Below are 14,173 nucleotides of genomic sequence, written 5' to 3'. Positions count from 1 at the left end.
TGCCACAAAGGAAAGGGCGAATCGATGAAGACCTACGGTGCGGCTTCCCCCGCCCCGCCACCCAGACATCGCTGGTGGTCCCGGATCGCCGCCGTGGTGGCGGCGACCTCCGCAATCGGCATGCTCACCGCGGTGAATCCGGCGCCCGCCGAGGCGGCGACGGTGGACACCAACGCCTGGTACGTCCTGGTCAATCGCAACAGCGGCAAGGCGCTGGACGTCTCCGGCACGTCCGCCGCCGACGGCGCTCGGGTCAGCCAGTGGACACGCAACGACGCAGCCAACCAGCAGTGGCAGTTCGTGGACTCCGGCGACGGCTTCTACCGCCTCAAGGCCCGCCATTCGGGCAAGGTTCTCGACGTGGCCGGCGCCTCGACCGCGGACGGTGCCGCGATCCAGCAGTGGGCCGACCACAACGGTGCCAACCAGCAGTTCCGCCTGGCCGACTCCGACGCGGGCCACGTCCGGCTGATCAACCGCACCAGCAGCAAGGCGGTGGAGGTGCAGGGCGCCTCCACCGCCGACGGCGGCAACGTCGTCCAGTACGCCGACTGGGGCGGCGCCAACCAGCAATGGCAGATGATCAAGCTGTCGTCCGGTGGCGGCGGTGGATGCGGCAGCGCCCCGACGCTGGCGAGCGGTACGCACACGATTCAGAGCGGCGGCAAGAGCCGCAGCTTCATCCTGAGGGTTCCCGCCAACTACGACAACAGCCACCGCTACCGGCTGATCTTCGCGTTCCACTGGCGGGGCGGAACCGCTGGCGACGTCGCCTCGGGCGGCACGAGCGGGAACGCCTGGTCCTACTACGGCCAACAGGAACAGTCGAACAACACCGCGATCCTCGTCGCCCCCCAGGGCCTCGGCAATGGCTGGGCCAATTCGGGCGGTGAGGACATCACCTTCGTCGACGACATGATCCGGCGCATCGAGGGCGGCCTCTGTGTCAACCCGGCACAGCGTTTCGCCACGGGATTCAGCTGGGGCGGCGGTATGAGCTACGCACTCGCATGCAGCCGGGCGAACGTCTTCCGGGCCGTCGCGGTCATCTCCGGCGCCCAGATCAGCGGGTGCAGCGGCGGCACCCAGCCCATCGCCTACTTCGGAATCCACGGCATCAGCGACAACGTCCTCAACATCGGGCAAGGACGGTCCCTGCGCGACACATTCGTCCGCAACAACGGCTGCACCCCCCAGAGCCCGCGCGAGCCCGCGCCGGGAAGCCGAACGCACATCACCACCACCTACGCGGGCTGCCGTGCGGGATACCCGGTCCAATGGGCCGCGTTCGACGGAGGCCACATACCCGGTCCGGTCGACGGCTCCTCCGGCGAAAGCGGCGTCGCCACGTGGACCAAAGCAGAGATCTGGAGGTTCTTCGCACAGTTCTAGTGACATGCCCGCACCATGGAGTGGAGCCAGGATGATCCTGGCTCCACTCCGTCGGCGTATATCCCAGACAGAAGGACGGACCGGCCTTCTCAGGAGAGCCCCCACGCCTTCGGACTGGTCACGGCCGGCGAACGGGCCGTGGGAGAAGTGGCGTTCGAAGAGCACGCCCTCGCGGAGGGAGGTCTTGCCCGCCCGGTCACGGCCTCGCAGGCCGCCACGGCCGCGGGTTTGCTGAACGAGGGCGAGGGTGGCGGTGATCTCGGCGGCCTCCTCCAGGAGATGGTCGGCGGGCCACGCTGGAGATCGGGCCGGCCCGCTCGGCCTCGACGGCGCCGCGCGTGCGCCCGGTCAGGATCAGGCCCATCGTCTTGGCCCGGCCTTCTGTAACACTCTCTACAGGCGCCCCTTGGAATAGACCAACTGGACCGCCGTCGGGACGCCCAGGAGTCACCCCGCCGGCCGAAACAGCGCATTCTGCGCACCAGTTGCGGGCCGTGGATCGCCATTTTGCGTCGGCAGAACTCGCGCCTGCGGCTAACACCATGAAGCGCCGGGGACCGCACCTACAGGTATCCCGGCTCGCCCTCGGCGAGGAACCGCGTCAGGGATCGCGCCAGCGCCTCCAGGAACTGCCGAGCTCGACCAGGTGGCTGACATAGGAGAGGCCGCCACCGTTCGAGCCAATGACCAAGCCACCGGCCTCCTGGTCCGCCCCGACAGGAACCGCGCCGTACTCCTTGAGCCGCAGAAGGACATCACGTGCGGGGTCGACGAAGTTCTCCAGGCGACTCCCCACAGATGTCCGGAGGGACGGTTCCGATGGTGTGGCCGTGGTGGTCAAGGAGGCGGCCCAACAGCTTCTCGTGCCGCATGGTGATCACCCGTTCGACGATGTCGAGCTCGGGGTGAGCGGCGGCCAGGTGTGTTTCGAAGCGAAGGACGTCGGTCACCGAATGCAGGTTGGCCTGCAGAATGAGGTTGTTGGGGCGGCTGATCGCGGCGCAGTTGCGCGTCTGCGGCAGCCGAATCAGGGCGTGTCCGATCTCTGGCAGGTTCGCCGGTGCGACTCTGGCCCAGAATGTGGCCGCCACGGGCCAGCCGCCCAGAGGGCGGGCGAAGTCGCAACGAAAGCAGGCTGGTTTCTCTGTGGTCGTCCTCGCGACGGGCGTGGCCTGCGGGTGGGGTGTGACGGATGCGGTGTCTGCTGCCGCGTCGCTGGACGCGGCCATCTTGAGGAGGGGGAGTGCCGCGATGAGTGTTCCGGCGGTGGAGGATGCTCAGGACGCCGACGCCCATGTTGTCCATGATCGCGCCGACAGCCAGGGGGCCGATACCTCCACCGAGTGCTCCGGCGCCGCTGAGGGCGGCCACCCACCTTCCGGTGGAGTCGATGACCGAGGCCGCGGCGAGTATCTGTACCAGGACGGACAGCCAGCACGTCTGCCAGATGACGGCGGTGACGATGAACAGGGTGGGGCTGTGGGTGACGATGAGGAGCCCCGAGCTGAACGCTTCGACGACGAACCCGGTCATCGAGCGCGGGCGACCGAAACGCTGCGTGCTGAGTGGCACCAGGGCCGGGTGTGCGGTGTGCGCCGGGCTTGGCCCGGCCCGACGGTCACCGGGTGATGGCGGCTCGGCATCGGCGCGTCAGTGGTCCCCGAGCCTGGACGGTCAGGCATTGACCTTCCGCAGCAGACGGGTCGGGAGCCGGGCCAGCAGGTATTCGACGACGGTCCAGGGCACTCGGGGCACTGTCGCGTGGACGGCGCCGGACTCGATGCGGTCCATGATCTTGCGGGCGCCCGTGCGGGTGTCGATGAGGAACGGTCGTTTGTCGCCCAGGGATTCGTTGATCGGGGTGTCGATGTAGCCGGGGGCGACCGTGGTCACGGTGATGCCGCTGTTCCACAGCTCGCCTCGGAGCGACTGAAGGTACCTCGTGAGCCCTGCCTTGGAGGCGCAGTACGGCGCCCCGCCTGGCAGGCCCGCCCCGGCCACGACGGAGCTGAAGCCCACTACCTGCCCGCCGCCCTTGCCGCGGAAGTGTGCGACGGCCGCGTCGATGGTTGCCATCGCACCCAGCAGATTGACGTCGACCACCGCGCGGTGCGCTTCGAAGTGGCCCTCTCCGATGTTGCCCCCTATGTCGACCCCCGCGTTGGCGATGACCATTCCGAGTCCGCCGAATTGCCGGGCCGCGTCGTCGATCGTCCGCGCCACGGAGTCGTGCTCGGTCACGTCGAGGGCGGCCACGGTCACCGAACGCTGCGGGAACGCGGAGGTGAGCTGTGCCCGCAGTTCTTCCAGGAGCTCGATTCTGCGCGCAGTGAGGTACACGTCGTAGCCGCGGGCGCACAGCTCGGCTGCCAGCGCCTTGCCGATGCCCGAGCTGGCACCGGTCAGGAACGCGGTTCTCGCGGGCAGCGGGGGCCGGCCCGGGTCGACGAAGGGCAGCTTCCCGAGCAGGCGGCGCGCGGTGGGCAGTTCAGTGGCGTTCATCGGGCACCGTTCCTGTGATCCGCGAGCGCTTTCACCGTGCGTCCGTCGGGAGTGGGCCTGCAGCACAGCTCTTCCTGGATGGCTGTCATGCGCTGTCCTTCGTGGAGTGTCGGAGAGGGGGCAACGACCCCGGCGCCATCATGACCACTCATCCAAAGCATGTCAACGCTGGTGACACCTAAGCTGACACCGGTGATGGCACCAGTGTTGACACCGATGGTTGGCCAAGCCAGAGTGAGGCCGTCGAAGCTCGGCATGTCCATGCGATGAAGGGGATCAGTAATGCGCTTTGAAGCGGGTGGATGGCTGCTGGGAGCCGCCGCGGCGGGCGCCGGGGCGGTGTGGCTGTGGCGCCACCAGGACGAGGTGATGACCCGCCGCCCGGTCAATGAGTGGACGTTCACTCACATGAATCTCCTCCTGCCCACCGAAGACGTCCGCCGCGGCGGGGATGTGTTCCCCCTGCCCCGGCGACCGCGCCCCCTGGAAGTGACCTACGGCTTCGAGGGGCGGGAGCGGAGCCTTGCCGAACTGCATGCCCGAACGAACACCACCTCCTTCGTCGTGCTGCATGGCGGCGAGATCGTCCACGAGTCGTATCCAGGGCGCTTCGCCGGGAACGACGTACGGTTCCAGATGTTCTCGATGACCAAGTCGGTGACGTCGATGCTGATCGGGATCGCCCTCGACGAGGGGGCGATCAAGGATGTGACCGAGCCGGTGACGGCGTACTGCGAGGGGCTGGTGGGCACCGCCTTCGACGGGGTGACCATCGAGCATCTGCTCGACATGAGCAGCGGGGTGGGTGACCTGGAGACCTACACCGTTCGGGACAGTCTGATCAACCGGTTCGCCGAGGCTGCCACAGGGGGCGGCTCACTGCACGAGGTCGTGTCCTCAGCCAAACGTTCGACCGAGGCCGGCACACAGTTCAACTACTCGACGATCGACACCCAGGTCCTGGGATGGGTGCTGGAGTCCGCCACCGGCCGCTCCCTCGCGCAGTACACCACGGAGCGCCTCTGGAGTCGCATCGGCGCTGAGCACGACGCGTACTACTGGCTCACCCGGGCGCATCCGCGCACCGCGATCGCCGGCGGCTCACTCAATGCCACCGCCCGCGACATGGCCCGGCTCGGGCTGCTGATGTCCCGTGGCGGAGAGCTGAACGGGCAGCGCATCCTGCCCGAGGAATGGGTGAAGCGCAGCCGGGGACGCGGGGTGCCGCACCTGGAGGTCGGCGCGCTGGGCCCCAGCGGCTACCCGCACTACGGGTACAGCAACAAGTGGTGGACACTCGGCGGCGAGCGACGTCCGTTCACCGCGGTGGGGATCCACGGCCAGTACCTGTATGTGGACCCGGACGCCGACGTGGTGATCGTCAAGACCAGCGCGTGGCCGACGGCGGACGACCCCTCGCGTGACGCGGAGTCCATCACGGCGCTGCGGGCGGTGGCCGACCACCTGCACGAGGACCACCGTTGACAACGCCGTAGATAAGATGACGGCCATGACACGCGCGAAGACCAACTCGGCACAAGCCACTCCCGCGCGGCGGAAGCAGCGTCCGGCATCTTTTCTCACCCCGGATCTGATCCTGGACACCGCAATGGCCGTGATCGAGACGGACGGTCCGCAGGCGCTCACCTTCCGTCGGCTGGGCACCGATCTGGGCGCCGACCACACCGCCGTCCTGCGGCACTTCCGCAGCAAGGACGACCTGCTGCTCGGCCTGGCCGCCCGGCTGGTCGGCGATGCCCTGCACGACTTCGCACCGTCGGAAAGCTGGCGTGAGACCCTCGCGTCGCTCGCCCGACGGATCCGTGCCGCATGCCTGCGGCACCCGGGCGTGGCCGTCCTGGTCGCGGCCCGCACCTCGCGGCGCGAGCCGGAGTTCCAGGGCGCCGACGTGGTCATCGGAGCCCTGCTCCAGGCCGGCCTCCATGGACGCGAAGCGGCCTCGTACTACCGGGTCCTGGCCGAAATGGCACTCGCCGCCAGCGCCTTCGAGGCTTCCTTCAACGTGCTGGACAAGGCCGCTCAGGAAGGCGACCGGCTGGCCTGGCGCCGCGAGTACCTGGCGGCCTCGCCACAGCGGTACCCGAACCTGGCACAGGTCGCCCCCTATCTCGCGGAAATCGACGAAGAGGACCAGTTCGAGACCGCGCTCGGCCTGCTCCTCGACGCCGTGGAGCTCCGCGCGCAGCGCGCCCGCGCAACCCGCGCAGAAGGAAGCGAACATACGGAGAACTGACGCCTCGTCGGGCAACAGGGCAATGGACGCGACCGCGCAAGCGCTGGCGGAGTCCCTGTCGACTTGGCTGACGTGGCCGCCCTCGACCTCGACTTCGCCGTGTGGACGCGCCAGGGGGCGCCGCGCAGGCGCAGGGGCGCATTCGGCTGCGGCGCGTCGAAAGCGTTGCTTCGGTAGACGCTGCCCGTCGCCGACTGCGTCTGTATCCCCTGGTCCTGCACACAGAATCAGCACGGAGGGCGCCGTGCGTGGTCCAGCTCGGCGCCCTCTGCTGTTCGTCGTCGGTCTTTGGGCTATGACCAGGGCAGGACCAGGGCGCCCCAGGCGACGACGGGGCCGAGGGCGACGATTCCGCCGGTGTAGCCGATGACCTGGCGGTAGAAGCGGCGGGTGTCCACGCCGCGGGCGTTGCTGAGGACGAGTGCGCCGTTGGTCGAGAAGGGCGAGGTGTCGACGATCGTCGTGGAGACGGCGAGCGCGGTGATCAGTCCGACGGCGCTGAGGTGGCTGGAGAGCAGCAGCGGTACGGCGATGGGGATGATCGCGGTGAGGATCGCGGTGGAGGAGGCGAAGGCGGAGGTGATGGCCACGGTGAAGCACAGCAGCAGGGCGACGACGAGCGGGGCGCCGAGGCCCGCCGCGTGCTCGGAGATCTTCTCGATGACGCCGGCCTTCTCCAGCATCGCGATGTACGTCATCATGCCCGCGACCAGAAGCAGGGTGGACCAGCTGACGCCGTCCACGGCCTTCTCCTGCCGCTTCATGTCCACCAGGGCCAGCAGGGCGCCGGCAGCCAGCGCGAGGAAGCCGATCTCCAGGTGGAAGCCGAGCGCGCCGACGACGAGGGCCACCAGAGAGGCGAGGGTGAGCCACTGCCGCCAGTCGGGCCTGCCGGAGACGGCGAGGTCCTCGTCGTCGGCTGCCTCCGCGGCGCCCTCGACCAGGGGGGCGGGACGCTTGGCGAGAAGGGCGTAGGTGAGGATCGAGAGCACCAGGTTGATCACGAAGCTGGCGCTGAACAGCGCCACGGCGGAGACCTGCACATCGGTCTTGTCGACGAGGCCGAGCACCAGCGCACCGGAGACGGCCAGCGGGGAGAACGCGCCCGCGTGCCCGCCGCTGATCACCATCATGCCGACGACCAGCGGGTTGAGCTTGTAGCGGTAGGCGAAGTTCATGCCGATCGGCGCGAGGATCGCGACCGCGGCCGGGGTGAACGTACCGAACGCCGTCAGCAGGGCGGCCACCAGGAACAGCACCCAGGGGATGAGCTCTACCTTGCCGCGTACCAGCCGCACCCCGGCCGCGACGAGCCAGTCGATGGTGCCGTTGCGGCGGGCGACGGAGAACAGGTAGGTGACTCCGACGATGGTGACGAAGAGCTTCGCCGGGAACCCCTCGAAGATCTCGTCCTCGGTGAGGCCGAGCGAGACGGTGCCGACCGCGAAGGTGGCGACGAAGGCGAGGATGCCCAGATTGATCGGCAGCACGGTGCCGACCACGAACATCACCAGCAGGGCGCCTATGGAGATCACTTCAGCAGACATCTTTGTCCTTGGTGCGGTGGGGACGGGGTGGCGCGCCCCGAGGGCGCGAGGGTATCCCGGTGCGGACGGCTGGGAGTCGGCCTCACCGAGGTGATGTTCGTCGCGGCTCAGGCGGCTTGCGGGCTGCCTGCTTCCGGTACGTAGATGCGGGCGTCGGCGAGCAGACGGGCCGCGCGCTGCACGGTGACCCGGTGCGGCAGGCCGTCCCTCACATCGCTGCAGCGGACCGCGACGACGCCGGCGGGCGTGCCGAGGCGCAACCACTCGTCGGTCGGGCCGCCCGTGATCCGGGAGACCACGGACCCCTCCAGCAGCCCGGCCGCCGCGACGGCGACGGCAGAGGTCAGGCCGATCGCGGGGTGCGGGGCGTTCATGCTGAGCATGCGCACCGAGATGTCGTAGTCCTCGGCACCGACCGGTTCACCGAGGGGGGTGGTGTACGGCACCGGCGGGCCCACCAGGCCCACCTTCGGCACCGCGTCGCCCGGTTCCTCGCCCGGCCGGAGCAGCCCCATCAGGGGTGCGGCGGTATGACGGACGGTGCGCAGCCAGGGGACGTCCGAGCTCATCCGCTCCAGCGACTCGGCACCGGTACGCCCGGCACTGGCGGCGTCGACAAGGACGACCGGCGCTCCTGCGGTCACCATGCTCACGCGTACCGGCTCGGCGGCGCCGACCCGCAGGTCCTGGGCGGTCCTGCCGGTGGGAAGCAGCAAGGCAGTGGTACCGGCGGGGTTGCGGAAGGTGAGGCCGACCGCGACCCCGCCGGCACGGGTGCCGGGTACCGTCTGGCGGCCGAAGTGGTGCACCACGCCTCCGGGGGTGTCGACGATCCCTTCGAGGACCGCGCCGGTATTGGTGTTGCACATCACCACGCGTGTCCGGTCGCCGGTGACCGGAACCATTCCTTTGGTCACCGCGTACAGGGCGACGCCGGTGGCGCAGTTGCCGCAGTTGCTCGTCCACTCCACCGAGCCCGTCCCGATGCCGACTTGAGCGAACAGGTAGTCGACATCGATACCTGGCCGGGGTGAGGCGCTGACCACGGCCGCTTTCGAGGTGGTGGGGGTTGCCCCGCCGACCCCGTCCAGCTCCACGGGGTCGGTGGCGCCGTACGCGGCGACCAGCAGCCTTTCGAGGTCGCCACGGTCGGCAGGGACTTCGACCTGGTTGAACAGCCAGCACTTGCTTGTGCCGCCACGCACCAGGGTCGCGGGAATGTGCACGTCTGAGGCTCTTCCTGGATCAACGGAGGTAGGTGGAAAGGGCCGAGGCAGCGGTTACGGGCGCATTGCGGGCCGGTGAACCGCTCGGCGATTGCGGAGACCTTCGCAGAGGCATGACTTCGGAACAATCGCAGTTCGCTTCACGTGGGTTTAGCTCAGCTAAAGTCGACGGCATGCTCAACGTGCGCCGTCTGCTGCTGCTCACCGAGGCCACCGAACGCGGTTCACTCACTGCCGCGGCGGAAGCCCTCGGCATGACCACCTCCGCCGCCTCCCAGCAGATGTCCCTGCTGGAACAGGAGGCAGGGCAGCCCCTCATCGAGCGGCTGCCACGCGGTATCCGCCCCACCCCGGCGGGTGCCGCGCTGGCCGAGCGAGGTCAGGCGATCCGCCGTGAACTGCGCGCAGCGCAAGCCGACTTGGACTCGTTCACGGCCCTCGACCAGGGCACCTTGCGGCTCGGTTCCTTCCCTACGGCGAGCGCGTCCTTGCTGCCGCTCGCGCTCACCCGCTTCCGCCGCCGCCACACCGGAATCCGCATCGAGGTACGCGCCGGGGTCCTCGCGGAGCTCAGGGAGATGCTGCACACCGGTGAGGTGGAGCAAGGGCTGCTCTGGGACTACGAATGGAACCGCCTCGACGATCCGGCGCTCACCCTCACCCACCTGCTGGACGACCCCACGGTGCTGGTCGTCCCTGCCGACTCGCCCCTGCGCACACATCCTTCCGTGCGCCTCGGCGACCTCGCCGACCAAGAGTGGATCATCCGCGCCGACAACCACCCCGTCGCCGACGTCCTGCGCCGAAGCTGTCGCCAGGCGGGATTCGAGCCGCGCATCGCCTACTCATCGCACGACTACCAGGAGGCACAGGCCATGGTCGCCGCCGGTCTCGGCATCGCGCTCGCACCCCGCCTGGCCCTCACCAGCCGACGCAGCGACGTGCGCCTCCTGCCGTTCGCCTCCGACGTCCCGGCCCCCACCCGCCGTATCCTCCTCGCACGCGCCGCGGCACGCCCCGCCACCCCACCCGCCCAGGCGATGGCCCGCGTCCTGCGCACGGTGGCGCAGCGATTCACCGCCCCGGACCTGCACCGGGCCCAGCTCGGGGCGGTCCGGCGGGGCTGACGGTGCGGCCACGAGCTGCGCCCCAAAACAGCGGCTCGCACTGGTCTCGAGGAACATCAGGCGCCGCGGGTCTCAGCGCACGCCGACCGCCGAATGATGCCCCCTCCCGAGTGCCGGTCGCATTCTGCTCTGCCCGCTGGGCAAGGCGCGGCTGTGGAGGAGGACCAGAGAAGATCTCCGTCCTCAGTCGAGGTCACGGAGCTCGACGCCGACCAGGCAAGCCGAGGTTCACGCCTCATCGAGCAGTCCATGCAGGAGTGCGGTCGCGTCAGCCAGGGCGCGGAGTCTGAAGGGTGAGCCGGATTTCGGTCCGTGACTGGTCCGGAAGTACTGGTCAGGAGCGGGACAGCGGTGGGAGGAACTGGGAGTGATGACGTAAGTCGGTTCTTGCCCCGGATGGACCGAGAGGAAGGCGCCTGACGGGCAAAAGCCCAGGTCAGGCGCCTTTTTTCGTGCCTCTAGAAGAAGCCCAGCTTCCTCGGCGAATACGACACCAGAAGGTTCTTGGTCTGCTGATAGTGCTCCAGCATCATCTTGTGCGTCTCCCGCCCGATGCCCGACCCCTTGTAGCCACCGAACGCCGCGTGCGCCGGGTAGGCGTGGTAGCAGTTCGTCCACACCCGGCCCGCCTGGATGGCGCGGCCCGCGCGGTACGCGGTGTTGATGTCCCGTGTCCACACGCCCGCGCCGAGGCCGTACAGCGTGTCGTTGGCGATCTTCATGGCGTCGTCGAAGTCGTCGAAGGACGTCACCGAGACGACCGGCCCGAAGATCTCCTCCTGGAAGATCCGCATGCGGTTGTCGCCCTCGAAGATGGTCGGCTGGACGTAGTAGCCGCCCTTCAACTCGCCCTCGTGCTCGATGCGTTCGCCGCCCGTGAGGACCTTGGCGCCTTCCTGCCGGCCGATGTCCAGGTACGACAGGATCTTCTCCAACTGGTCGTTGGAGGCCTGCGCGCCGATCATCGTGTCCGTGTCGAGCGGGTGGCCGGTCTTGATCTGCTCGGTGCGGGCGATCGCCGCCTCCATGAACTCGGCGTACTGGCCGCGCTGGACCAGCGCCCGGGACGGGCAGGTGCACACCTCGCCCTGGTTGAGCGCGAACATCGTGAAGCCCTCGAGGGCCTTGTCCCGGAAGTCGTCGTCGGCACCCCAGACGTCGTTGAAGAAGATGTTCGGGGACTTGCCGCCGAGTTCGAGGGTGACCGGGGTGATGTTCTCCGAGGCGTACTGCATGATCAGACGGCCGGTCGTCGTCTCGCCGGTGAACGCCACTTTGGCCACCCGGGAGCTGGACGCCAGCGGCTTGCCCGCCTCTACGCCGAAGCCGTTGACGACGTTGACCACGCCGGGCGGGAGCAGATCGGCGACCAGGCTGAGCCAGTAGTGGATGGACGCCGGGGTCTGCTCGGCCGGCTTGAGTACGACCGCGTTGCCCGCGGCCAGCGCCGGGGCGAGCTTCCACGTCGCCATGAGGATCGGGAAGTTCCACGGGATGATCTGTGCGACCACGCCGAGCGGCTCGTGGAAGTGGTACGCCACCGTGTCGTCGTCGACCTCGCCGAGCGAGCCCTCCTGGGCCCGGATCGCGCCGGCGAAGTAGCGGAAGTGGTCGATGGCCAGCGGAATGTCGGCGGCCAGCGTCTCGCGCACCGGCTTGCCGTTCTCCCAGCTTTCGGCGACCGCCAGCTGCTCCAGGTTCGCCGCCATGCGGTCGGCGATCTTGAGCAGGATGTCGGCGCGCTCGGTCACCGAGGTCCTGCCCCATGCGGGGGCGGCGGCGTGCGCCGCGTCGAGCGCCCGTTCCACGTCCTCCGCCGTACCCCGCGCGATCTCGGTGAACGGCTGCCCGTTCACCGGCGACGGGTTCTCGAAGTACTGCCCCCGGACCGGCGGCACGTACTCACCGCCGATGAAGTGGTCGTAGCGCGCCTGGTAGGAGACGATCGCGCCCTCGGTGCCGGGCGCCGCGTAACGGGTCATGCTGGTCTGCCTCCCTGCAGAAGCGCTGCCCGCCGTTGGGCAGCTCTCGGCGCGAGGCTAGGGACGTCGAGGTTGCAAGTACGTTGCGCGGGGCGAGGGTTCGGTGAGGGTTATGGCCGGCGCTCCCAGGAGGGCCGTGCGGACGGCGCCGACAGTTCGGACTCCAGCGCGGCCAGCCGCGACCGCGCCGCCGCCGTCGGGCGCACCGTGGCGAGCGCCCGCCATACGTCGAGGTCGTCCTCGCCCCACGGCGCGTGCGCCCAGTCGGCCAGCAGGTCGGGGTCGCGGCGGGCGATCAACGCCGTACGGAGTCCGTCGGCGAGGCGGCGCCTGAGCCGCACCACCGCCGGTGCCTGGGAACCGGGCAGCAGCGGTCCGGCGTACGCCATGGCCGCGCCCGTGACCGCACCGGTCTCCAGACGACGCTCGACGACCGCCACATCCGACTCGACCGGCACCGTGAGCCGGTAGGGCCGCGAGCCGAGCAGCCCGGGGCCGAGTATCCGGCGCAGGCGGGCCAGTTCGGCGCGCAGCGTCACCGGCGTCACCGACTCGTCCTCGTACAGCGCGCACAACAGCTCGTCCCCGGTCAGCCCCTCCGGATGGCGGGCCAGCAGTACCAGGATCTCGCTGTGCCGGCGACTGAGCCTGACCCGGCGGCCACCGCTGACGAACTGTGCCTCGTCGCGGCCCAGCGCGGACAGCTCCGGTGTGTCTGCCGCGGGCACCGGCGGGGCGAGCAGCGCCAGATGGGACTCCGCGGCACGCGCGACCGCCTGCACGAACCCCAGGCTGTGCGGATGCGCGAGCCCGTCGCCACCGGTGATGTCCACCGCCCCGAGCACTCGCCCGGTACGCGGATCGTGCACCGGCGCCGCCGCACAGGTCCAGGGCTGCACCTGGCGGATGAAATGCTCGGCCGCGAACACCTGCACCGGCCGGTCCACTGCGACCGCCGTGCCCGGCGCGTTCGTCCCGACCGCGGTCTCCGCCCACCGCGCGCCCGGCACGAAGTTCATCCGCCCCGCCCTGCGCCGGGTCATCGGATGGCCCTCGACCCACAGCAGCCTGCTGTGCGCGTCGCACACCGCGAGCAGATGCTCGCCGTCGGCGGCAAACGTGCCCAACAGCTCCCGGAACAGCGGCATCACCCGCGCCAGCGGATGCTCTGCGCGATAGGCGCCGAGATCGCTGTCCGCGAGCTCTACGCTCGCCGTCCCGTCCGGGCCCACCCCGGCCCGCGCGGAACGCCGCCACGAATCGGCCACCACCGAACGCACCGGCTGCGGCACTGTGCCCACCTCGGTGAACGTCTCGTGCGCACGACGCAGTACCCGGACACGCTCGGCGGGGTCGGCCCCCGGTTCCAGGGCCACCCACGGATCGGTCAACTCGGCCTCCCCGGACGGCGATGCGGCTGGGGACATCGTCACTCCGGGTACGCGGGCGGACAACCTTTTCGACGGGGCTCACCTGAGCGGGCACACCGGTTCGGTCGGTTGCGGCCCGTCTCAGGCCGAGTTGACCAGTCGTATGTAGCGCGTCCAGTCCCAGTGCGGACCAGGATCGGTGTGATCCGTGCCAGGAACCTCGTAGTGCCCGATGATGTGCTCCCGGTCCTTGGGGATGCCGTACCTTTCGCAGATCGCCGCCGTCAGCAGGGCCGACTTCTCGTACAGGACGCCGGTGAAGAAGCCGGGTTGGTCCACCCAGCCCTCGTGCTCTATGCCGATGCTGCGCGCGTTGTGGTCCCAGTCCCCGGCGTGCCAGGCGATGTCCGCCTCGCGGACGCACTGGGAGGTGTGTCCGTCTCCTGATCGGACGACGTAGTGGGCGGACACCTTCTTCCTGGGGTTCTCGAAGACGAACAGGGTCTTGGGGTAGGTGGTCTGTGTCACATGGATGATCACCCGGTCGACCAGGTGGGTCGTGGGGCGGTTCGCCCCCGTGTAGTTGGCGGTGCTCGCCGGTCGCCACGCGGCGAGCGGGTAGTCAGGCCCCGGGACATGGGCACCGGCCCGCCGTTCGGGGAGCAGGACGTACGGGACGGAGGCGAGGGCGGTGCCCTGGAGGATGCGCCGTCGGGTGGGGCGTGGTCTTGCGCGTTCCAAAGGAGGGATTGCCTTTCGGTGTTGATGCCGGC

11 protein-coding genes are annotated in these 14,173 nt (G+C 69.4%); 4 read left to right on the top strand and 7 right to left on the bottom strand.

Annotated features, from left to right (window positions below):
- Positions 1-24 precede the first annotated feature (24 nt).
- Complete coding sequence (locus EHO50_RS14005) at positions 25-1,392, top strand: RICIN domain-containing protein (RefSeq protein WP_425472173.1); 1,368 nt, start codon at positions 25-27, stop codon at positions 1,390-1,392.
- A 755-nt stretch (positions 1,393-2,147) separates the two neighbouring features.
- Here EHO50_RS14005 and EHO50_RS13995 read toward each other — a convergent pair.
- Together EHO50_RS13995 and EHO50_RS13990 are read right to left on the bottom strand one after the other, a co-directional pair.
- A complete protein-coding gene (locus tag EHO50_RS13995; RefSeq protein ID WP_128430352.1) occupies positions 2,148-2,621 on the bottom strand; it encodes a hypothetical protein in 474 nt (157 codons plus the stop codon).
- 445 nt (positions 2,622-3,066) lie between these two features.
- Positions 3,067-3,894 carry an SDR family NAD(P)-dependent oxidoreductase gene (locus EHO50_RS13990; RefSeq protein WP_128430350.1) on the bottom strand — a complete coding sequence of 276 codons (828 nt, stop codon included), beginning with the start codon at positions 3,892-3,894 and terminating at the stop codon, positions 3,067-3,069.
- A gap of 282 nt (positions 3,895-4,176) precedes the next feature.
- Between EHO50_RS13990 and EHO50_RS13985 the strand changes: the two genes are divergently transcribed.
- Both EHO50_RS13985 and EHO50_RS13980 read left to right on the top strand, forming a co-directional pair.
- Positions 4,177-5,379 carry a serine hydrolase domain-containing protein gene (locus tag EHO50_RS13985; RefSeq protein WP_128430347.1) on the top strand — a complete coding sequence of 401 codons (1,203 nt, stop codon included), beginning with the start codon at positions 4,177-4,179 and terminating at the stop codon, positions 5,377-5,379.
- Between the two features lie 25 nt (positions 5,380-5,404).
- The gene (locus tag EHO50_RS13980; RefSeq protein ID WP_128430344.1) at positions 5,405-6,148 is read left to right on the top strand and encodes a TetR/AcrR family transcriptional regulator; all 744 of its coding nucleotides are present in this window, start codon (positions 5,405-5,407) and stop codon (positions 6,146-6,148) included.
- A gap of 293 nt (positions 6,149-6,441) precedes the next feature.
- Here the strand turns inward: EHO50_RS13980 and EHO50_RS13975 are convergent, their stop codons facing one another.
- Entirely contained in the window at positions 6,442-7,695 is a 1,254-nt protein-coding gene (locus EHO50_RS13975) for an SLC13 family permease (RefSeq protein WP_246101141.1), read from the bottom strand.
- Positions 7,696-7,802: 107 nt separating this feature from the next.
- Entirely contained in the window at positions 7,803-8,921 is a 1,119-nt protein-coding gene (locus EHO50_RS13970) for a PrpF domain-containing protein (protein WP_128430341.1), read from the bottom strand.
- A 173-nt stretch (positions 8,922-9,094) separates the two neighbouring features.
- Between EHO50_RS13970 and EHO50_RS13965 the strand changes: the two genes are divergently transcribed.
- Complete coding sequence (locus EHO50_RS13965; RefSeq protein ID WP_128430339.1) at positions 9,095-10,048, top strand: LysR family transcriptional regulator; 954 nt, start codon at positions 9,095-9,097, stop codon at positions 10,046-10,048.
- 458 nt (positions 10,049-10,506) lie between these two features.
- On the opposite strand, the gene exaC is transcribed toward EHO50_RS13965, so the two are convergent.
- From exaC to EHO50_RS13950, 3 genes are all read right to left on the bottom strand, one after another.
- The gene (gene exaC, locus EHO50_RS13960; protein ID WP_128430337.1) at positions 10,507-12,030 is read right to left on the bottom strand and encodes an acetaldehyde dehydrogenase ExaC; all 1,524 of its coding nucleotides are present in this window, start codon (positions 12,028-12,030) and stop codon (positions 10,507-10,509) included.
- 110 nt (positions 12,031-12,140) lie between these two features.
- Positions 12,141-13,457: a GAF domain-containing protein gene (locus EHO50_RS13955; protein ID WP_128430334.1), complete on the bottom strand. Its 1,317-nt coding sequence runs from the start codon at positions 13,455-13,457 to the stop codon at positions 12,141-12,143.
- Positions 13,458-13,541: 84 nt separating this feature from the next.
- Positions 13,542-14,141, bottom strand: a complete 600-nt coding sequence (locus EHO50_RS13950) for an N-acetylmuramoyl-L-alanine amidase (RefSeq protein ID WP_181449613.1) — start codon at positions 14,139-14,141, stop codon at positions 13,542-13,544.
- Positions 14,142-14,173 lie beyond the last annotated feature (32 nt).

It is taken from the genome of Streptomyces cyaneus, assembly GCF_004028635.1.
Taxonomy (GTDB): Bacteria; Actinomycetota; Actinomycetes; order Streptomycetales; family Streptomycetaceae; genus Streptomyces; species Streptomyces cyaneus.
Note: the sequence above shows the minus strand (reverse complement) of the source record. Positions and strands in the feature narration are given on the sequence as shown.